This window comes from Kurthia zopfii (assembly GCF_003143955.1).
Lineage (GTDB): Bacteria > Bacillota > Bacilli > Bacillales_A > Planococcaceae > Kurthia > Kurthia zopfii.
Genome location: NZ_QFVS01000042.1, coordinates 1 through 21,580 on the forward strand (window position 1 = coordinate 1; position 21,580 = coordinate 21,580).

18 protein-coding genes are annotated in these 21,580 nt (G+C 32.5%); 6 read left to right on the forward strand and 12 right to left on the reverse strand.

From position 1 onward, the window contains the following. The 10 genes from DF281_RS12600 to DF281_RS12645 all read right to left on the reverse strand — a co-directional run. The coding region (locus tag DF281_RS12600) for an HTH domain-containing protein (protein ID WP_338084924.1) at positions 1-193 on the reverse strand (193 nt) is incomplete at its 3' end. 382 nt (positions 194-575) lie between these two features. Further along, on the reverse strand, positions 576-992 hold the full coding sequence (locus DF281_RS12605; RefSeq protein ID WP_109350619.1) for an SMI1/KNR4 family protein: 417 nt from the start codon (positions 990-992) through the stop codon (positions 576-578). Positions 993-1,008: 16 nt separating this feature from the next. Continuing rightward, positions 1,009-1,581, reverse strand: coding sequence for an HNH endonuclease (locus DF281_RS12610; RefSeq protein WP_109350620.1), 573 nt, complete (start codon positions 1,579-1,581; stop codon positions 1,009-1,011). Next, complete coding sequence (locus DF281_RS12615; protein WP_109350621.1) at positions 1,581-4,664, reverse strand: ATP-binding protein; 3,084 nt, start codon at positions 4,662-4,664, stop codon at positions 1,581-1,583. The genes DF281_RS12610 and DF281_RS12615 overlap by 1 nt, the downstream gene beginning before the upstream one ends. Beyond that, complete coding sequence (locus DF281_RS12620; RefSeq protein ID WP_109350622.1) at positions 4,657-5,019, reverse strand: hypothetical protein; 363 nt, start codon at positions 5,017-5,019, stop codon at positions 4,657-4,659. The genes DF281_RS12615 and DF281_RS12620 overlap by 8 nt, the downstream gene beginning before the upstream one ends. A 47-nt stretch (positions 5,020-5,066) precedes the next feature. Beyond that, the gene (locus tag DF281_RS12625; protein WP_109350623.1) at positions 5,067-5,540 is read right to left on the reverse strand and encodes a hypothetical protein; all 474 of its coding nucleotides are present in this window, start codon (positions 5,538-5,540) and stop codon (positions 5,067-5,069) included. Next, positions 5,533-7,785, reverse strand: coding sequence for a dynamin family protein (locus DF281_RS12630; protein WP_109350624.1), 2,253 nt, complete (start codon positions 7,783-7,785; stop codon positions 5,533-5,535). Before DF281_RS12630 ends, DF281_RS12625 begins: the two co-directional genes overlap by 8 nt. Positions 7,786-7,794: 9 nt before the next feature. Further along, a complete protein-coding gene (locus DF281_RS12635) occupies positions 7,795-8,661 on the reverse strand; it encodes a dynamin family protein (protein ID WP_109350625.1) in 867 nt (288 codons plus the stop codon). Positions 8,662-8,772: 111 nt separating this feature from the next. Then, positions 8,773-9,747 (reverse strand): helix-turn-helix transcriptional regulator, encoded by a 975-nt coding sequence (locus tag DF281_RS12640; protein ID WP_109350626.1) that lies wholly within the window; start codon positions 9,745-9,747, stop codon positions 8,773-8,775. A gap of 1,296 nt (positions 9,748-11,043) precedes the next feature. Further along, complete coding sequence (locus DF281_RS12645) at positions 11,044-11,787, reverse strand: hypothetical protein (protein WP_109350627.1); 744 nt, start codon at positions 11,785-11,787, stop codon at positions 11,044-11,046. A gap of 188 nt (positions 11,788-11,975) precedes the next feature. Between DF281_RS12645 and DF281_RS12650 the strand changes: the two genes are divergently transcribed. The 5 genes from DF281_RS12650 (at position 11,976) to DF281_RS12670 (ending at position 15,871) form a co-directional block, all read left to right on the forward strand. Continuing rightward, entirely contained in the window at positions 11,976-12,905 is a 930-nt protein-coding gene (locus DF281_RS12650) for a helix-turn-helix transcriptional regulator (protein ID WP_109350628.1), read from the forward strand. 89 nt (positions 12,906-12,994) lie between these two features. After that, positions 12,995-13,927 carry an alpha/beta fold hydrolase gene (locus DF281_RS12655; protein ID WP_109350629.1) on the forward strand — a complete coding sequence of 311 codons (933 nt, stop codon included), beginning with the start codon at positions 12,995-12,997 and terminating at the stop codon, positions 13,925-13,927. After that, entirely contained in the window at positions 13,924-14,454 is a 531-nt protein-coding gene (locus tag DF281_RS12660) for a YdeI/OmpD-associated family protein (RefSeq protein ID WP_109350630.1), read from the forward strand. The genes DF281_RS12655 and DF281_RS12660 overlap by 4 nt, the downstream gene beginning before the upstream one ends. A 138-nt stretch (positions 14,455-14,592) precedes the next feature. After that, the gene (locus DF281_RS12665; RefSeq protein WP_109350631.1) at positions 14,593-15,009 is read left to right on the forward strand and encodes a cytidine deaminase; all 417 of its coding nucleotides are present in this window, start codon (positions 14,593-14,595) and stop codon (positions 15,007-15,009) included. A 109-nt stretch (positions 15,010-15,118) separates the two neighbouring features. Beyond that, the gene (locus DF281_RS12670; RefSeq protein ID WP_109350632.1) at positions 15,119-15,871 is read left to right on the forward strand and encodes a hypothetical protein; all 753 of its coding nucleotides are present in this window, start codon (positions 15,119-15,121) and stop codon (positions 15,869-15,871) included. Positions 15,872-16,204: 333 nt separating this feature from the next. Here DF281_RS12670 and DF281_RS12675 read toward each other — a convergent pair whose 3' ends face one another. Continuing rightward, the gene (locus DF281_RS12675) at positions 16,205-18,415 is read right to left on the reverse strand and encodes a hypothetical protein (RefSeq protein ID WP_109350633.1); all 2,211 of its coding nucleotides are present in this window, start codon (positions 18,413-18,415) and stop codon (positions 16,205-16,207) included. A 1,029-nt stretch (positions 18,416-19,444) separates the two neighbouring features. On the opposite strand from DF281_RS12675, the gene DF281_RS12680 reads away from it, so the two are divergent. Further along, positions 19,445-20,209, forward strand: a complete 765-nt coding sequence (locus tag DF281_RS12680; protein ID WP_109350634.1) for an ISL3 family transposase — start codon at positions 19,445-19,447, stop codon at positions 20,207-20,209. A gap of 107 nt (positions 20,210-20,316) precedes the next feature. On the opposite strand, the gene DF281_RS12685 is transcribed toward DF281_RS12680, so the two are convergent. Further along, positions 20,317-21,462, reverse strand: coding sequence for a TIGR02679 family protein (locus DF281_RS12685; protein WP_109350635.1), 1,146 nt, complete (start codon positions 21,460-21,462; stop codon positions 20,317-20,319). Positions 21,463-21,580 lie beyond the last annotated feature (118 nt).

Sequence of the window (21,580 nt, forward strand, 5' to 3'; positions counted from 1 at the left end):
CAAGACCAATTAATTCAATGTCTAATCCTGCCTCTTCAAAGATTTCACGTGGTACTTTCCCTTTCTCATATTCTGCAATAAAGTGTCGTTTAAATGCATCCGTATATGTAATTGCTTTTTCACTTACTGCTTGTACATTGGGATTACATTTTAATTGTTCTTGTTGTTCTCTAGTAAAATAATATTTAGTCATTCTAATCCGCTCCAACATCTTTTTTTCATTATAAACAAAAGTACCCTTTCAGAGAACTTTTTTCAAAGTGTCTATCTGATAGGGTACATTTTAAAATTCCAATGGCTGTTTTATTGATGGAGTCATAAGCTCTGTCCTATGTTAGATACTTTCTAGGGGGAATATAATATCCCGAATTTATTATAAATATCTCTAATTCTTTTTAATTTTTTCAATAACAGATTTGAATTCCCAAATCTATTCAAAAGTAGAAGAACTATTTCTGATAACTTAAACTTAAAAAACTTCCTAAAAATATGAGTGAGATCACACCTAATAATTTTTAGGTGATCTCACTCATACTTGTAGACATAGTATTATATTTATTTACTGGAATTATTAATTATAACTCATAAAGGTTTGAAATGAATATTTCAAATGAATCAGCTACTTTTTCAATTTGTTGATTTTCAACATCCCAAAAAACAACTGAAACTTCTGATGTTAATGCATCGAAATAAAAACAAATGAAATTACCAAATTGATCTACCATAAATGGAATAACGTCTTCGGGTAACTGTTTCTTTAAGTACGAATACATATCCCAAATATTTTCTTTATTTTCAGTATCAAAAGATAATAAGCATTTTGCAATTCGTTCTTTGCTTTTATTAGTATCGAATACGTTTGGTCTTGGACGACCTAAGTTATATTTTTGAACTACTTCAACAAAACTTTTTGGAAATGTAATATTATTTTTCTGCTCAAATTCATTGATTAACTCTAACTTTTTTAATGGTTTTACTAAAACCCAATTCATATTATTTCCTCCGCTTTTATCGATTATCACTACCACCACCCCATAAAGAGCGTCCTCCAGTATGTCCAGTCTGAGCATGCGTTGTAGTATCAACTAGTTGGAGAGTACCTGGTTCTTCAGAGTGATGCCACACGTATCCTTCAGGTGTATCTCCAGCTTCAATTTGTTCGATTTGTTCGTCAGTAAATTGTTCACTTAACTCCGGATTATTTGAAATAGCTTCCTTCAACTGATTATTTGCTTCTTTGAATTGTTTTGCATCAGACTGATTGTATTGAGTTTCATCTAATTGAGCATCAAATTCCGATTCAAAAATTGGAAATACCCCTTCAATTTGTGTTCCATCAGGTAACTCCACAGTTTTCTTCTCAAATTCTACTCCTGAAATTGGATGGCAATCACCTTCTAAAGACTCATTTCTACAGATAACTGATCTTGATTCTCCATCACTTTCTACATTTGAATTTCCTTCTGTACCTTCAGTTGTAGATGTTGGTAATTCCTTAACATTTTCTATTGCTGGTACTTCTTGAGTTTTTTCTACTGTTGAACTTACAACTTCTGATAATGAAGATCCTATTATCGACATTAGATAATCACACCTTCTTTTTTATCTTCAAACCACTCTAAATAGTATTTTACAAAAGATGAATTTAATTTACAGTAGTAAATCATTAAGCATTCTTGTATCAAGTCATTACACTCAAGATGTCCTACATACATTGCTATTGCTTTTTGGAATTTTTTATTAAAGTCTTGTATTGAATATGCATTATTTGAAAATGCAATCACTTCTGGTAAGGGAATGTAGCTAGCAAAGAACTCACCCAAAAGCACTTCATTCCCTTGCTTTAATATAGTCAAGTTCGCATTATCATTAACTTCACTTATAATTTGTTGCTTTAAAATAGTATTTAACTTATTATTCATCTGGATCTTTGTTATCATGTCTTCAGTATCATATTCTTTAGTTAAGAGACCTGTTACTATCTCTGCGAATCGCTCTCTACCTTCTTTAATATGACTAACCATATCAAAGTTATAACGATAAGGCTTTTCATTATCAAACATATGAACTTTACACAATACGGCTTCTAACCAATTATTTTGATAGATAACAGCAACTCCAGTTTCAAGTTTAGTGATTTCATTATATTGAAGATTATTTAGTGCTGCAGCCCCACCAACTAGAATTCGATCTGATTCATCTGGTAATCTCAATATAATTTTTGTGTTAGTATTACGTATTGCCGAAGGATCTAATAGATTTGGAGATTGATCAACAATAATAAAACCTTCTCCATATGTTCTCATCTCCGCTATCCCGTTTGTAATCATTTCTACCGATTTCCCCTGCATATTTGCCCCTTCATCTGACTGTGTACCAGAAGTTCTACGTAATAAGTGGTGTGCCTCTTCTAACACAGTTACATGTTTTAATGGGATATTCATTGTTGTAGACGATGCTATTCGATACTCCTGTAAACGCATGAATAAAATCCCCATTACAATTGATTTTGTTTCAGCAGAACCAATTTGACTTAAATCAACAATACAATTCTCATCAAACAATAGTTTGTTGTCTATTTCATTATCTACAAAAACATTACTTAAAATACCTGTAGTTAAAGAGTTTATTCTAGTTACAAGTGAACCTACATAGTTACTTTTCACTTCTTCTGAGTAACTCGATTTTTCGATAATATTAGGTAAGACTTCTGCCAATAATTTCATTGTCGGATATTGGGGGTTACTATTGAAATTTAATGATGACTCCAGTTGCCATCCTGTTTTACGATAAACTTCTTCAACCGCCTCTTTTAATATAGCAGGCATTGCAGCATACATTGGCCAACAAGCATTAAAGATTTCTATTAGTCTCTCAATATGTTCTAAGACATGAATTTCTGGTTGGAAATAAAAAGGATTTATGCGTAGAACTTCCGTTTGTTTTGGGTTGGTTCCAAATACATTTACATCTTCATAACCACCGAAAACATGTTTATACTCTCCTTTTGCAGGCTCTATAACTAAAAACTTCACTTTTTGTTTTAATAATGATTCTAATAATTTATATACAGTATTTGATTTACCCGACCCTGTTGAACCTGTAATAAAAGTATGCATGGCCAAGCTTTTTACATCTAAATCAACTTTCGTTTCTTCTATTTCACCCATATGATAAACATTACCTATTTCTACGCTTTTCTCATTCGAAAACTTCGATAAATAAGTGACATTACGACCGAATTCTGCCATCTCTACGACAGGTAATCCATTTATTGATTTTCTAGGCAATCCAAATGCAATTGCCAGTTCTCTTGTATTGATAAGTGAACTTGGAGTCGTTGAACCTAAGCCAAACTCATTAATTTGGAACTTTGGATGTTGTAATTGTTTTAAAGATTCTCTTACAGGCACATTATTAATATGTTCACTATTCCAGATATTGATAGCCGTTCCTTCAATTGCAGACTCATTTCCACGAATGATAGCTTGATAATTTGCTGCCGCTACAGTTGCTGTTTGTTCATCATCTGCTAAAAAGTAAGCTGCGAATTGCCATAAACCCAAGTCAGCCGCACTATTTAATCGATCCAAATGTAAATCAATTTTATCCAATAATTCCGTTACACGCTTATCTTCAACATGTACTTGAACTGTTTGAGAAGTTCCCTCTGTATTAGTTGTATTATTTGAAATATTTTTTGAAGTGGCGCTCGAACTTCCTATTGTTGAAGTAGATCCGTTCGATTCTGCAAATGAATTGGAACGATTTATTCCTTCTGTTTTATTTGTATTTTTACCTTTGTTTATTCCTATTCCAAAAGGAGCCAACACTCCACCTGAACTGCTCCCTTTGCTTTTAGACTCATTCGTACCATGAGTACTAGTATTCGTATAACTCTGTGTTTGTCCAATACTATCATTAATTGATTCAGTAATTCCTTCACTAAGACTCTCTGTTAATGCTTGACTTTCATTTTTCCCAGCAGTGTAATCTATTTTTTGAAACTTAGACAACGTTGAGTACATATTTTCGTACCCTTGTTTAATCACAAGAGATTGATCACTAGTTAAGGCATCTGCAAGTAATATAGTCGAAAATTTTTCTCCATGCATTGCATTAATGAATTTTTCAAGCCCCTGGACAAAAGTTTCCTTGTCAGTGTCTTTAAAAGCTGGAATACCAGATACACTTGCTACAGTGCGTCTCAATCTACTTTTTCTACCGGTAATAACTGAATTGATTAAATCTGTAGAACCACCATTTGTAATTTTAGTAAGTTTGGTTCCCGGGAAATTCCCCTTCATGCTCTTTAATAAACTTTCTTGAGCGATTGATATTTGATATGACCTTGTTCCTAAGTAGAACTTAATTTCACTGCCATCACTATCAATTATTAAGATAAGAGAATTATTTAAACTCCCTAAAGTATTGTAAACATTCACAAGTCTTTCAGTGATATCTTCCGTTTTATCGTATACAATTTTTGTGATTTCAAAAAGACGAATTTGTCTTGCTAATTCTGACTCTGTCATTAATTCAGACTCTATTTTTGGAGCAACATTATAGTTCGCTAAGTTTGATAAATAGGATTTCCCTAGCAACTGAACTGAACTTTGTATTGCAGGTTCTACTTTTTCACTTAACTGCATTAATTCATTCATCTTCGTCCTCCCACTTAAGTATTTTATTCACTTCAGAATCATTAGATGGAAATTTCGGCATAATATGATTTTTTTTATTATTAAATTTCTCTTTGAATTCTTTTAGCTCAAACTCTACTTTTTTCAATTTATTTATTGTTGCCATCAGCTCTTGGTTATGTTTTTCATAACTGCTTAGTTTGTTAATAAGATTTTCTTTCTCATTCAATAATTCTTCAATTTTTTGATTTTTCATCTCAATTAGATGTTTGATTGATTCATTTTTTTGTACTTCGAGATCGTCAATAAATTGACCACCAAATAATTTACAGATTAGATTTAATATTTTTTGCGGTGGGATTTTTCCTGTTCTCATAAAATTTTCCCAATATTCTTGAACTACACTGCGGGTATTTGTTTCTTTTAATCGTTCTTGAGAAGTTTTACTAAAACTATCGTCAAAATCACTACTGCTATGCCTGTAATTCCCATGTACAGTAGCGTTTGATCCTTTTTTCCTGAAGTACCTTTTTGACTCGTATTCATTTTTGAACTTTCACTCGATATTGTTTTTTTAGATAAATTAATTTGCTCTACTGGTGCTGGAAATGCTACCTTTCCGACTTCTAACATATGTGCAAATCGCTCTTTAGAAAAGTTCATACGTAAATCAACTTGTAAATCTACAAAGTAATCCTGTGTCCATGTTACTTGATTAGTATTTAAGGAATCCCCATTATGTTGTTCCCAAACATTTATTTTCTTGATTTCAATTTGCTTCAAAGCCTTTTTAATTGAATTATCTAAATCCGATGGATCAGCTGTAATATACGCTTTTAAACAATTTTTAATTTCCATTTCATTCTGATTAGTTATTGCTTGCATTAATTTATTCACTTAAAACACCAGCCTTTTCTTTTAATTCCAGCACATCATCCAACTCGCTAATAAATTTTTCTAACCAACTACGTTTTTCAAGATGAATTTTTAACTGTTCCTCAATATTATTTGATTTCTCTGCTAAATCCTTAATATCATTTACACGTTTCTTCATGATTTTTTCAAGACGCTCGATTTCTGAAATAAAGAACTTTTTCAGTTTCAATAGCTCTTTCTCCGTGAACTCCATAGCATCTTTAATGTTTTTGTCTACTGTTTCTTCAATAGTAAATAGTTCGTCTTTAATTGCTGTTAAATCCACATATTCTACATCCTCATAAATATCTCTCTCTACATATTTTGAACGCCAGAATGTAAACCATTTTCTATCTGGATTTGCTACAGTTTTCGTTCCTACAACGACTTGCTCTGTATTAGAGTAATTTTCCAATAAATTATTTACATTAATATCTGTGGATATAATCGCTTTGTTCCAATTTGATAACTTAATTGATTTTGATTCAAAACTAGTTATACCATTAATATATGTTTGATATTCTGTAACATATGACTCCGCTTTTGATCGAAGTGTTGTACTAATATTTTTCTCTAAATCTGTTACTAGTTGGTCTTGTAAATGCATAACATCTGTTTGAATATTAAATAAAATGCGTTCAGCCTCATATTTCTTCACTTTACCGCGTAGTTTATTTGGGATCTCTGCAAGACGCTTAAATGTTTTTTTATTCACTTCGCTAAAGAATTGATTCATACTAACATCCATGTTTTTGATTTTCTTTTTAAATTCCGCAGCCTTATCTCCTTTTTCAAGTTCAGTAGTAATAGACTCCATAATTTTTTTAATTTCTTCTCGTTGATTCGAGTCCTCTAAAATTGTTCTTTCAATATTATTTTGCATATCTTCTTGCTCAATAATCCGTTGGAATGTATTGACAGCATTTGTAATTTTTGAAGTTACTGCATATTTTTCTAAATACTCATTAATTGCAGCTTCGACACTTGTAATACCTGTATAATGTAATGCAGGAATATATTCATTATCATTATTCGCCAAAATATCTTCTTCAATTGTTCTTTTTAATGAAGGGCTGATTGGTGCATACTGATTTAAATGCATTGAAGGTTCTTCAATAAACAAATCAATACCATTCAAAGTTCCGTTTTCAGAACGAGTCAGTTTTATATTATTTTGCTTCTTACGTATTACTTTTGCTACCTGTGATGAGAGCGGATAGATATTTGGATTTTCAATATTTTGTTGTTCCAAGTATTCTCTAACATTTTCAATTGCACCTTCGATACTTTCACCTTTTTCAGGATCAAAAGCATCTGCTTTATTCATTGCAAAAATAAAGCGATCTTTAGATTGTTTTCCTCCAACTCCCATTGCTTCTGCCACAGTATTTAATAATGCTAAATCATCGTCTGTTCTTAGTTGTGTCGCATTTAACACATAAAGTACCATCGGTTTATCATCACTTTTAATAACTGACAGTGTATGCTGCCTATGAGATGCATCCATAGAATTATTAGGTCCTGGAGTATCAACTAATACTAGATTCATTTTACCGGATTTTATTTTTGGAATATGACCTTCAATTTCAATTAAATGAATTTTAGGATCATCATTGAACTCAGCAAAATCTTCAACTGTAGCATTCTTTATTGTTTTAAATTCTTCGCCATCTTTATCAATAGCTATTGCAGAGTAATTTTCAATATTTGGATTATTTTTAATTCGTGATACTTTAGCTGTACACGCTTCATTTTTTGATGGCATTAGTTCTTTTCCTAAAATAGCATTGATTAAAGTTGATTTCCCTGAACTCATAGTTGCAATTACAGCAATTTCAAACTCACTATTTAGAGCTTTTTGAAAGTTAGCTTCGATCCTATCATCACGCAATTGTTCAAAAGGACCTTCCTTCATCTTTTTAACTAATTCCTCCAGTCGGCTGAATTTATCATCTACTTCTTCAACTTGAATATGGGTTACTGTTACATTTGGATATTTTGAAGCGTATAATTGAATATCTTCAAAATCTGGTATTGTACCCATAAATTCAAAATCAAAAATGTCATCATTTATTTCATCAACCAGCATTGGAAATAGTTTCTCAATCCAAACTTGAAGTCTCTCATTTTTTTTAGCTGAAAACTTAGTGCTTTCCATAATATTCTCATCTTCTAACAAAATTTGAGTTTCAACTTTATATGGATTATATTTCATTGTTACCTTCATTTTTTCACCTCAAAGTATATTTATTAACTCTGGAATCCCAGAATTATTCCACAGTTTATTTTCAATTTTTCCACTACTAGATTTTTTCATAGAATTATTAATGTTATATGAAGCTAAGTTTTCTTCTAATAGAATACTTAGGTTTTTATAATCTCTTATTTCTTTTCTAGTTAGGTCATATTTATTAATACTTTTTATTGCTAATAAAGCACTTAATGCTGAAACAAAGTAAATTTCAGGTTTTTTAAATCCATTCTTTTCTAGATATTTTTTTACATTTGTTGAAACTATATTCAAGTTTTCTTCTTCAGTATCATCTATTTCATCAGATTTATTTACAACAAATATTATTTTAGATTTAGAACAATTCTCTTTTACGAAGCTCAATAAGTTTCTATCATCTTCTGTACCGAGTTGAGTAGCGTTTAATATGTAAAAAACTTTTTTATACTTTGAATTATTAAGTGCTTTTTCCATCATTTTACGATGTGACTTATCCATTGAGTTATTTGGACCTGGTGTATCAATTACTCCAAAACTTTTTTTCTTACTTGAACGGATAGGGCCTTCAATAAAAACCTCATTCATTTCCGAATTTCCATTCCATTCTTCAATCTGTTTACTATCTAATTTCTTTTGAATAGTCGGCTTATTATGATTTTTAAATTTAAATAAAAACTCATCTCTTGCTGGGTTAGCGTAATATGAAATGATTTTCGCCGTACAAGCTTCATTTTTTGAAGGGAAAAGTTCGAATCCAATTAAACTATTTAAAAATGTAGATTTACCAGAACTCATAGTACCGATTACTAAATATTCATTAACATTCTTTTCATTTAATAGAATCGGATTTTCTAAACCCCTTATTCCCACCATTTCCCAACACCCTATCTTCAAATTAATTTTTTCAAGCTAATTCACATCTTTTACTAGAATTATTTATTTCAGCTGATTCAATAATACTCAAAATATATTTATACTTTTCTCTTAAGTATTGTATATTTCATTTATAGCCCTAATATCAGCTAGCATTTCTTCTCTTAAACTCTTTGGTTCTATTATTTCAACATATCTTCCTTGACTCAAAAACCACATCTTTATTCCAGATCCAAATACTTCAGCTTCAAAAATTACACCATCAGCAAGCACTTCTAAAATTTTTGCAGTTGGCAATCTATCTCGTACAGCTTGTTGTGATGGTCCAGTAAATTTAAATCTCACCTTGATTAACTCACCTGTATACATAAATTGTACTCTCTTACGAAATTCTCCCTCTTGGAATCGAGAATCATACGGTATTTTAAATTGAATCAATGTCTGTTCAAAATTTACTATTCGATCAATTCGATATATGGTTGGATAACCATAGTCCTTTCCCACTGGAAATGCTATTAGGTAGAAATAAAAATCAGAAAACATTATTCCCAAAGGTTTTACACTTCGCTCACTTGCCCGTTCTTCTAACTCTCGTTTGTAGTGCATTCTTATAACTTTTTTCGCTTGAATCGCTAATGATAACTTCCATAACTCATCAAATAATGCCTTTTTATGATCTAATTCGACATACAAGTGTTCTTCATTTGCCATCATTTTCTTAATCATTTTTTGGTCGCTTTGTTTTACAAGGTTTGTTAGTTTGTCGATTAAACTTCCCATTTCACCCTTTGGAAATGCTCTAGATTCAATTAGTACTTTTAGAATAGCAAATATTTCTTCATTACTTAGAGTACTTGGTGATTTCGTTTCTAAAATATATCCTTTTTTCGAACGATCATAATCAATATACTCATTACTTTTTTCTAGTTCTAAATAGTTTCGGATACTCTCGATATCACGCTGAATCGATTTTTCGCTTGTTTGAAACCTTGCTGCTTCTTTCTTTTTCATAATTATTTCGGTATTTTTTAGTCGGTCATAAATAGACAAAATCCGATGTACTTGCGACTCTTTCTCTAGACTCATTCAATCAATCACCTCGTTAGTTCTATCTTACATAAGCAATTGGACATAATATGACCAATCAAATAAATAAGACTTAAAAACCTCTAAATACCAATTTATTGATTATAACCATTACATAATATATGGATAATTATAGGCACATTATATTATATTATACTATTGATATATAAAATACTATTATTATTTCAAAGTATTTCCGGTGAAAAATCCACTTAAACTTTACTGCTATTCAAGTGATTTCTACTACTTTTCTTCAAAAGAAGAAAAGAATACTTTCACAGATTACCAAGAATGTCTTCTTCAGCTAATTGAACAATCTCCCCCCCCTTCAAAAATAAGAAATTGAGTGCCTTTGTTCAGTAATCTAACTGTACTTTCCTTGCAAAAGTTACTTAATAATATATTTTCAATTTGGAATTCTAGCTATGTACCAGTTAACTAACTTCATCATTTCAAGCTAGTTCAATTCTTCAAAATCTAATATTACATATAGAGGAACCTTTCTAATTTGTTCAAGTGTCTATTACAACTGTGAAAATTCACTTTTATTAACCTACGTCTTTCAACTTACTTTTCTTTAATAATTTATGATTCCACAAAGTTACTTAAATTCGATTAAAACACCTTTACTTCCACTCTAATAATTTGATGAATTAATGAATTTAAGAAAAAAATCAAAGTCTTAAACAGAGTTGCTTTTAGTTACAGGAATTATGAAAACTCTCGAACCAAAATCTATTGACGCTTTGAACTAAAAGAGCGAGCCACGCTTCATTAATGAAACGTGAACTCGCTCAAATCAACCGATTATTATTCAATTGGAAACTCTCACCAACTTTATTTGACAAAGCGCCACAAAAAGCGGTGCATTGCTTCGGCTTGCACTTAAGGGAACTAGATGCGTCTAGTTCCCTTTTAATTTGTAATTTAACAAATTCGATAATAAATAACGTTGATTAAAATTCACTACACTTTGCAGTAAATGATGGAAAACTCTTTTTTACACGAAAAAACATCCCTAAAAGAACGGTAATCCATTCTCTAGAGATGTTCTTTACTAACTAACTCAACTTTATTCCTCTAATCATACTTTTAGGAGTTGAGGCGTTGTGTTCGATTACATATACTTTATATGTTTCGTTTCATCTAGAATAGAGCGCTTTGCTTTCGGTATAAAATTTAATTCAAAGTCATTAATCCTGTTGCCTATAGTAATAGACAATTTGAAGACGAGCATTAAGAACCAAAAAACTCCCTTTAACTTTTGTATTAAAAAGCTAGAGGGAGTTTTATAATTTATTTCACGATCAACTTACTTGTCTTTGAAGCAGTTTTACCGGTATAAGTATTTTTTTGAGTCACTTTTACATAGTATATTCCCGGCTTAGGTGGTTCTACGGTTAACAAATAATAATAAGGTTTGTATACATATTTTTTGTCTATTACTTTTTTCTTATCATTTAATAATTGTCCAGATAATTTAAAATTTATATCTGTAAAATTAGAATCTGGGGTTATATATAATATTTCTTTATTTTTGATTGTGAAGGAAGATTTCCTTTTTAGTTTATCAGGATCCGTGCCGCCTTCTAAACTTGCTATTTTAGGAGATTTCGTACTGTAAACTGGGATACTCCCATTACTATAAACTCTAAGTTTTTTCCCCTTTGCATCTTTAAATGTGAAAACAGCTTGAGCATAACCGCTATGATTGACTTTGAATTTGTAATTTTTTTTCTTCGTGAATTCTTTGCTACCATAATCGTAGCCGTCTAACCATGGGATATTTGGATGGTATACATTTATATAAGCACTATAAGAAGTCGCTGTACCATTACATTTAAAATCGAGTGTAAATGTATCTCCCGCCTCTACCTTAGAATCTTTATCTCCAGAAGATAAAATATAATGAAAGTCTTTTCCACAAAATAAAGCTCTTTTTTCTTCAAAAGATTTTGCTTGTACTTCTTTTGGATTGAAAGATACTAATGTACCAATTGTTAATGTGAGTACCATTAATAAACTTACTAGTTTTTTCATATGACCAAGCTCCTTTAAGTTTTTTTACATAGATATAGTTCCAATGTAACTATACAATAGTACCATTTATACTACTAAAAATATATAAAATAAACAAAATATGTAATTAAATGTTTTGTTTATTTCGTTCTTCATCCAACATGATAGGTGTAGGGTATACTAATTAAAACTTCCAAAAGGAGATCCACATGAAAATTGAACGTATGTTAACCATTATTGTGATGTTTCTGAATCGAAATCGCGTTACTGCAAATGAACTTGCTGAAAAATTTGAAGTGTCTGTGCGCACTATTTATCGTGATATTGAAACAATTAATCTAGCTGGCATCCCGATTATTTCACACGCCGGGAATAATGGCGGCTTTAGTATTTATGAAAATTATAAATTAAATCATCAAGTTTTGACGCTGAATAATTTATCTTCCCTGCTATCTGTTCTCAAAGATATTAATGCCACGGTGGGCGATATTGAGCTAGAATCATCGATTGAAAAACTAGAAAATATTATTCCAACAAACAAAGCAGATGAACTGAAATCACAAATGGAACAAATTATTATTGATTTGCATCCTTTTGGGGAATCTATTAAACAGAAGGCATTGGTGAGAGCGATTAGAAAATCAATTACACATACTCAAATATTGCAGATTGATTATCGAGATTTTAATAATCAGGTGAGTAAAAGACGTGTTGAACCGATGTCACTCGTATTTAAAAATTACACTTGGTACTTATTTGCTTATTGCCTTTTAAAGGAGGATTATCGAACATTCAAAATTTCTCGTATTAACGGCTATTCCACTGAAAATCAACAATTTGAACGTCGCGAGAAATCATATTATGAGATGAAATCATCGTTTGAGGAACAAACAATTATGACCACTATTGAATTGAAAATTTCGTCTACGATGCAATCTCGTGTGGAGGATGTTTTTAAAAAAGAGGATATTTCAATTTTAGATTCAGGTGAACTACTTGTCCGAGCCACACTCCCTAATAAGGAATGGTTGCTTACACTACTCTTCAGTTTTGGTGAGCATCTTGAAGTAATCGCCCCAGCAGATTTACGCGAAGCAGTCACGATGAAACTGAAGAAAATGGCAGAAAAATATCAATAAAATGGATTCTCAAAGTTGACAGACTGTTGTCAAACAACCGTGATAGTATTGTTTTGTAGCTTATATTACGATTATTTAGGAGGCATTTTATGAACATAAATTTTGAATTTCCCACACCAACACTTATTTCCGTGAACGTTATTGAACTTGAAGTCTTTGAAGCAGGACAAGGCGTCGGCAGGCAACCAATCATCCTTTGTCACGGATGGCCGGAACACGCATATTCGTGGAGATATCAAGTGACTCCCCTTGTAGAAGCAGGTTATCACGTCATTATTCCAAATCAACGCGGTTACGGTAACTCCACTTGTCCAAAAGAAGTGACAAAATACGATATTGAGCATTTAACTGGTGACCTTGTCGAATTATTAGACTACTATCAGTATGAAAATGCGATTTTCGTCGGGCATGACTGGGGTGCAAGCGTCGTTTGGAATATGGCTATGCTGCATCCTGAACGCGTTAGTAAAATCATAAATTTATGCTTACCGTATCAAGTGCGCGGTGAAAAACCTTGGATTGATTTTTTAGAAGAAATTTTCGGGGAAGACTATTATTTTGTTCATTTCAATAAAAAACCAGGTGTTGCAGATGCGATTCTTGATGACAATGCAGCACAGTTCCTTACAAATCTATATCGAAAAAATATACCTGCACAAGCACCAAGTCAAGGTATGGAAATGATCAATCTAGCAAATTCCACACAAGCGTTGGGTGAAGCAGTAATGAGTGACAAGGATCTCGCTGTTTATCTGAATGGATTCAAGCAAACTGGCTTCACGCCAAGCATAAACTGGTATAGAAATCTAAATCGAAACTGGCATTTATTAGCTGAAGTATCTCCTATTATTCATCAACCAACTTTAATGGTCTATGGTGAAAAAGATATTATTCCACCCCTTCCAAACATTCAAGATTTCGTACCAAATATAGATATAGAAAGCTTAGACGCTGGTCATTGGATTCAAGAAGAACGCCCGGAGGAACTAAATAAAATGATCTTAAATTGGTTATCTGAATGAAAAATGCCATCCATTTTCTGAATCAGGAAGAATTTATTGAATGGTTAGACGCGCATCACGACACGGCGCTTGAGATTTGGGTAGTTTTTTCAAAATTAAAATCTAATTCAGCTAGCCTCACTTGGTCAGAATCAGTCGATTGCGCACTTGCATTTGGTTGGATTGATGGCATTCGAAAGTCAATTGACGACGAACACTATAAAATCAGCTTCACTCCTCGAAATCCAAACAGCGTATGGAGTAAAGTGAATGTGCAAAAGGCGCAACGCTTGATTGAACGCAATCAAATGCGACCAAGCGGCTTAACCCTTTTCAATAACCGAAAAGATCAAACTGGCTATTCTGCTGCAAACCGAAATATAGAGTTACTAAAGGAATATGAAGATGAAATCAAAAAGAACCCAAAATCTTGGGCATTCTTCAATCAACTTCCCCCAGCCTATAAAAGAGATTCAATCTGGTGGATCATGAGTGCAAAAAAAGAAGCGACACAGTTACGAAGACTGCATCGCTTAATCAATTCATGACAAGACCGGATTAGGTTACGGATGTAGGGAGATGCAAATCTTACTTTCACCTTTTTTATAAGCCTTAATTGTTTAAAGAAACTTTTGCACCAAACTATAGTAGTATTAATTTTAATATAGGTTTAGGAGGTACATAAAATGAATATTGAACAAATGCTTTTTGAAGAAGCTAAATCTTTGATTAAACAAAGATATCCTAATGGTTGGGGTGGTGCTGCAGCTATGTATTCAAAAAACGGAAAAATTTATACATCCGTTGCACCTGAAATTATTAACGCGTCTAATGCATTATGTATTGAGACAGGGGCTACACTAGAGGCACATAAATATCAAAATATTATCACTCATTCCATTTGTGTTGTAAGAGATGATGAATTAAGCGACTTTAAAATCCTAACTCCTTGTGGGACTTGCCAAGAAAGATTATTATATTGGGGTAATAAAATCAAAGTTGCTGTAACAACTAATAATGATCAGCCTCAATATAAACTTCTAAATGATTTACAACCATACCATTGGACTAAAGCATATGATGATATTGAATTCTTTGAATGAAAACAATAGAAAATAAATCAATATATTTACTCTTAACCCTTTAATTTACTATTTTATTTTATATTTGAATTAGGTACAATTGAACTAAAAACAAAGTGAGGATTCAACTATGAAACAATGTATTACATATTTAACCGCTTTTTTTATTTCAATTTCATTCTTTCTTGTTTCAAATATTGATAGTAAAGCAATTGGTAAGCCCAAAGTGCTTTCTACAAATTCGAAAGGTTATTCTACTTTTGCGAAATGGACAGAAATAAAAGGCGCAGATGGTTATGCAGTGTATTATTCTAAGTATAAAAATGGTAATTTCAAATTACTTAAAAAAGTGACAAATGCTCAGTTCACTCATAAAGAACTAGATATGAATAAGACCTATTATTATAAAATTCGAAGTTATTCGGAAAAGAAAAAGATTAAGTATAGTACTTATTCTAATAAAATAGAAATAAAAACCAAGGTAGTCGATAAACCCCAAGTATATACTTGGGCTCATATGTATTACGGATATGATGGACTTGCTACTACTGATCAATTTGATATCGCAATAGCCAACGCTAGTAAACATAACATCAAAATTTTAACTAAGGGAAAGATGATAGATGTAGTTCGTTCGGAATATAATAGAAACTTAACACTTGTAACTAAGTATAAAGGCGAGTATTTCTATGGTGATTCATTTGTAATTAAACCAAAATATCATGCTCCTAAAGTTTATTATCTTACAAATGGTAAATCCACATTTTATAATCGTGATTATGCCTCAATAATTGTATATTACGAATATCAAGGGAAAACATTTAGAAAAGAAGCAAACTCTTACGACAATGATAAATTTGATGATTACATGGAGACATTATAATTAATTCCTTTATTATTTATGAGTAACCATTTAGACCTAGCAAGACAAATTCCTCAATGAATTGAACCCCGAATAGTGGACACTTTAAAAAAGTGGACCTATTCGGGGTTTTTCTATTTTCATCAAAAAAATCTCCAGTATACTGACATTACAATTCGAGCTTAAAACGGAGAATATAATTGAGAAAAATAATTATTAATGAATTTCAACGACGTCAACAAGAACTCTGCAGATTGATAATCTATACTAAGATAAATAAGAACCTGTAAACTAAAAGGTAACGTTTTTCCAATGAGATAGAAGCTCCTTTTCAGAGTCATTTAAAACTATATTTTATACTTCAACAGAGTGTTGATAGTTTTCTACAAAATTGCTGAAATCTTTAATTTTAGGACGAACTTTTAAAATAACATTGATATATCGATCCATTTTTCGAGAAATATATTCTTCTGAATTATTTGCTGAGTAAATTAATTTAAGCTCTTTAGGCAATGATTTTTCATCGAATATTTTTCTTACAATATAATTTAATTCATCCCGATCAAGTTGAAGTTCTTCGATATTTTCCACAAAGATTCGTTTCAGGTCTTCCATTGTTCCAAGAGAGTCATCATCAATAACTACATCAAGTGCCATTTTCGACACTTTCCCACCAATAAACCCTCCAACAAAACCACCTATGATCGTGCCAACAACCGGAACGACAGAACCCATTGTTGCACCAATTGCCGCCCCACCTACACTAGCTCCTGTCGTCCCAATATTTTTAAATAATTGCGAACCTGAAATTCGTCCATTGATGATATCATAGATGCTGCCGGCTGAAAGGACGGCGGTAGTAATCGCCATAGTCACTATATTTCCTCGCATAAGCTTAGATAAATTATTTAAGGCCGCGACTCCATGAATAGACCCTTGTGAAGTGCTACGGAAAAAGGTATTAACGATTTGAGCTGAAGTTTTACTTCCTAAAATATTTTTCACAACATAATCTGTTGCAGGACGTAAACTTTTTTCGATTGCTGTTCTTCCAACTTGTTGCGTTAATACGTGCTGCATAACATGTCGTCCAAAAATTGCAGTTCCATCTTTTAATGCATGCTCTAATGCTTCATCGGCATTTTCTCCTCGCCAAATTGCCGTAGCAAATGAAAATGTTGCAGAAACACCAAACGTTTGAAGACCTGTTACCATACCTTTTGCTGCATCATAAGTAACCCCTTCTATTGTTCCAGCTTTGGCAACACGCTGCGCTGTTTTATACGATACGTTGCCTTTACGTACAATTTGTTCTGCTTGTTTTGGATTGGTAATACCTAAGTCACTTAATTCTCCACGTTGAATACGATCTCGCATCGACTGTACTGCTTGCTCATATTGATCTTTTGGCACTTCAATTTGCATTGGTCGTCCATTTTCAACATAACGGAATTTTCCTTGATCAAAACATTCACTAATCGATTTTCCGCCTGTTGCACAATATTTTGTTTGAACTGCTTGACCATTTACTAAACGATCTGCCCCATTTTTGGCATTGTCGTCGCCTAGCAATATCGCTTCTTTTCCTAATACTTTATCAATTAAATCATTTGCACGTTCCGCAGCTATTCCATGTCCTCTTGTTCCAAGCATTCGAACATTATCTGCATATACTGTACTGGCATTATACATACTCGCTCCTAAAATCCCTGTACTAATGTAAGATGCGTCGATATAATCCATTTCTGGTAAATTGACAGGATTTTGTTCAATATGTACATTGCTTACCTTCAAATTAACATAATACACAATATTTAATGCCGTTATGTATTTTTGAATCTCCCATTTAAAATCAATTAATAATGCATCCCGTAGCTTATTTTTTAAATGCATGATAATTTCTGCTTGAATTGCTCGTTGCTCTAAATAACCAAATCGCCAACCATAGACATTTAGACTCCAATCATATTTTGTGGGCAACTCAAAATGGCGAAGCTGAGATTTTATTTCATAATACGCACTTTTAAAACGATCCCCCTCATCACAATATGAATTTGCCGTTTGTAACAAAATATCTACATAGTTGGTACGCGAATCATCAATTACTTCGTTATGTGAAATCGCAAGCGTCGTTAATTTGAAATCTTTATCGTTAACTTCATAAATTCCATCTAAATCTTCTATTTTACGATTTCTATAACTACTAAAAGTTTCATCCGTTTCATACAGCCCTAGTGTGTAACGATAGCGTAGTCCAATTTCGTAAATAAACGAATAAAGTATTAATAAGTCTTCATCTTGTTCAGTTTGTAACTTTGATTCATACTTTTTAAGAATTTTCATAATTGCATTAATATCTCGATCTAACATTAAGAGCTCTAAACTATGCTTTTCATCATTTAACTTATCTTTAGTATTTTCTAACTCTTGCATAATCTCTTCGTAGAAATATTTAAAAGCAAAACCTTCTAATGTCTCTTTGACATACTCTTCACTTTCATAAGTAAGTTTGTCTAGCTGTAGTCGAGTTTCTAAATCTAACGAACAAATTGGTAATTTATTCAAAAATATTCCTCCCTTAATAAATGTTGATATATCAATGGCTCACACCATTTTTAAGTACCAAAAATTTTAAAACAAGCATATATAAATCAATTGACAACCTAACATTAATTGTAAATCATATTTAATTTTAACAATCTCACATATTTATGTCTTTAATAAATTTATATGATTTATTAAATTATAATTGTATTCTCCATATGCAATATTGGTGATTTTTTTCAAGCACTACCATCATTTTCTCTTCTAATTTAAGCCAGTTTGCTTTTGGATTCGCTGATGCTGCGCCTATAACTTTTCAAACTCTTCATATTCAAGCTCATCCAAAATCTGATTAATCCTTTTCCTTTAAAGAACTACTCAAATATAAAGGCTACTCCGTAACCACTAAATGGTGATTTACTTGCTCCTTCCATAAAATGCATTCTCCTATGCAATCACTTAACATATATGCTCCATTGTTGTTAGAGTATTGCGAAAAGAAAGAAGTATACACTATGACTGAGATTCGTAAAAAAACTTACTAACCTTAAGGAATTGACAGAGCAAATACATCAGGAAAAGGAAAAGTTCAATTTCCAAGTCGGCCAACAACTTCTCTCAATATTAAATAGACAACACGCAAACCTTTCAAAAAAAACAAATCGATGAGTTGATCAATACATTAGCTCCTCCTTTATCACGACTACAATACACCAGCCACACATCAAACAAATGTCGAATAATCTACACAAACTCATAACTGAAAAGAATCGCCTGGAGCTAACACTCAATAATTACTTGGAAGCGAATCATTTGTCCCTAGATGAACCCTAACAACTCTTTAAAGAAAAAGACCAGAATATTTCAACAAACCAAACTACCGTACAACACGCTAGACAAAACTAGATCCTAAAACTGACTGGCCAACAGAGAAAGAATCGTTATTAGAAATATGTTAGGCAGACTAGAGTAATAAATTTTCTAGATATACAAGACTCAAATATCCACTTCGCTACGAATTGCGTCAATCAAAAGATTTTTAAAAGAAGAATGACTTTTGAACATATTCATGCCAAAACAGGTACGATTCTGGGGATTTTATCTTCTCGATTAAGTCGTGATATCAAGGATCACTTCCTGTCTCGCTACAGTTATGCCCAACGTTGTGCAGTTGAAACCATCACGATTGATATGAATGCAGGTTATGAAAAATTGATTAAAGAGCTTTTCCCAAAAGCGAAGATTATTATCGACAGATTTCATCTCGTCCAACTCATCAATCTCTACAGGAATAAGCTAAGAATAAGTGTCATGAATGACTTTAGAACAAGTAATGGCGCAGATCAGAAGAAATACCGCCGCCTGAAAAAGTATTGGAAACTTCCCTTAAAAAACGCACTTGATCTTTCTTTTACATCTTATAAAAACTTCCCGTTATTTGGCCAAACCACTGATGCGACGGTCGTTGAGACACTTATGAGCTATAGTGAACGTCTGAAAATGAACTATAATCTTTACCAATCCATCTTAATTGCATTGAAAGATAAGAACCTAGAACAACTAACAGAAATCCTTGAGAAGCCTTTAGCAGAGGGCGTTTCAAAAGATTTTAAAAGAAGTATTAAAACACTAAAATATCACTTAAGTTCAATTAAAAACAGCTTTCTCTTCCCTTATAACAACGGAAGAATTGAAGGAATCAACAATAAAATCAAAGTCTTAAATCGAGTTGCCTATGGATACAGAAACTTTGAAAACTATCGCAATCGAATCTATTTACACTTCCATTTAAAAAGAGCGAGCCACACTTCATAAATGAAACGTGATCTCGCTCAAACCAATCGATTTTTATTCAATTGAAAACTCTCACCAACGTTATTTGACAAAGAGCCAAAAAAGCCCACTCATATAGTCGAGTAAGCTTATTTTCCATTCCTCCGTATATCTTCAATCAAAAGGTCGATCCATGCTTCTTGGTATGCGGCTTTTTTATTTTGTTGCATTTGTTCGACAACGTTTGGCAGTATGGTGATTGACTTTAGCTTTGCCAGGCGATCATCGGATAATGTTTCACTCATGGCATTTTGATAGCATTGCACATCCATTCGCCAAAGATTCACGCGAGGACCGTAACGTTTTAGAATATTTTGTGCGATGTGTAAGCCTTCAGGATCTAAATCTCCCGCATAATAAATCGCTACATCTGGATCAAGTAAATCTAATAGGCGCCAACCAGCCATCCGTACTTGACCATGTGTACAAATAATTGGTGCTTTTGGATTTATGTCCATTAACGTAGAGGCGACACTTGAATTTTCTACTATATATACACTTTTATTAAAGAGTGGTTGTACGCGTGTAATATTTAATAACTCACGCATCGGCATATTGAGCGCACTTTTTGTTTGGTTAGCTGCTTCCCATACTTTATGAATCGAGTCATAAGTATAACCGACTAAACCTTGTACAGTAACAAAATTCCATAAATCGTCTTGCACAATTTTTAGTGTAGCTAGTAAATCTACACGTTCTTCTGTATTTTTCGGATATGCTTTGCTTTGCTTATTTAAACTAAAAGCAGCATGAACTAATAGTTTTCCAAGTACTGTATTTGTATCAAATGCATGTGGATTCCCAGTCGCTTGTTGAGCAAAAAGAGGCAATCGCATAAATTGATTATTAATAAGATGTTGTTCCAACGCTTTTGCCACAATCTCTAGATCTCGTAAAATAGTGGCTTGTTGTTGCCAAATAAAACGACTATCGGATTCGCATTTTAAAATCTTTTGTAACCATGTTGGATAGTTAGTTAGAATGCTTTCTAGTTGTTGCACAAAGTTTCTATTTACATTTTCTTTTTCCTGCATTTTTTGTATTTTCGTTTCTAGTTGTTCATTCAAAATGGCTTCAATCAATTCTTTTAGCGTCATATGAGAAAATGCAGATGTCATGAGCTGTTCTTCGAATTGTTGTAATGTTACTTTGCCTTTACGCTCGAGTTGAATCGCAGAAACGCCTAAAAATCCAGCGATTTCTGCAATCTCCTCTGCGCTAAAATCTTTTAACATCTGTTCGGTAGAATTCCCCCATCTTCTATAAGTGGGGGATGAATACCGTTCAGTTTGAGGGTTACCGTTGGTAACTCGAAAACTGATATAAAGGTCTTATCGCCTTTTTCTTTTAGCT

Coding starts and splice junctions, on each gene's coding strand:
- DF281_RS12605 (WP_109350619.1), bottom strand. CDS start 992: ATGAATTGGGTTTTAGTAAAACCATTAAAAAAGTTAGAGTTAATCAAT.
- DF281_RS12610 (WP_109350620.1), bottom strand. CDS start 1,581: ATGTCGATAATAGGATCTTCATTATCAGAAGTTGTAAGTTCAACAGTA.
- DF281_RS12615 (WP_109350621.1), bottom strand. CDS start 4,664: ATGAATGAATTAATGCAGTTAAGTGAAAAAGTAGAACCTGCAATACAA.
- DF281_RS12620 (WP_109350622.1), bottom strand. CDS start 5,019: ATGAGAACAGGAAAAATCCCACCGCAAAAAATATTAAATCTAATCTGT.
- DF281_RS12630 (WP_109350624.1), bottom strand. CDS start 7,785: ATGAAGGTAACAATGAAATATAATCCATATAAAGTTGAAACTCAAATT.
- DF281_RS12635 (WP_109350625.1), bottom strand. CDS start 8,661: ATGGTGGGAATAAGGGGTTTAGAAAATCCGATTCTATTAAATGAAAAG.
- DF281_RS12640 (WP_109350626.1), bottom strand. CDS start 9,747: ATGAGTCTAGAGAAAGAGTCGCAAGTACATCGGATTTTGTCTATTTAT.
- DF281_RS12645 (WP_109350627.1), bottom strand. CDS start 11,787: ATGAAAAAACTAGTAAGTTTATTAATGGTACTCACATTAACAATTGGT.
- DF281_RS12650 (WP_109350628.1), top strand. CDS start 11,976: ATGAAAATTGAACGTATGTTAACCATTATTGTGATGTTTCTGAATCGA.
- DF281_RS12655 (WP_109350629.1), top strand. CDS start 12,995: ATGAACATAAATTTTGAATTTCCCACACCAACACTTATTTCCGTGAAC.
- DF281_RS12660 (WP_109350630.1), top strand. CDS start 13,924: ATGAAAAATGCCATCCATTTTCTGAATCAGGAAGAATTTATTGAATGG.
- DF281_RS12665 (WP_109350631.1), top strand. CDS start 14,593: ATGAATATTGAACAAATGCTTTTTGAAGAAGCTAAATCTTTGATTAAA.
- DF281_RS12670 (WP_109350632.1), top strand. CDS start 15,119: ATGAAACAATGTATTACATATTTAACCGCTTTTTTTATTTCAATTTCA.
- DF281_RS12680 (WP_109350634.1), top strand. CDS start 19,445: ATGACTTTTGAACATATTCATGCCAAAACAGGTACGATTCTGGGGATT.
- DF281_RS12685 (WP_109350635.1), bottom strand. CDS start 21,462: ATGTTAAAAGATTTTAGCGCAGAGGAGATTGCAGAAATCGCTGGATTT.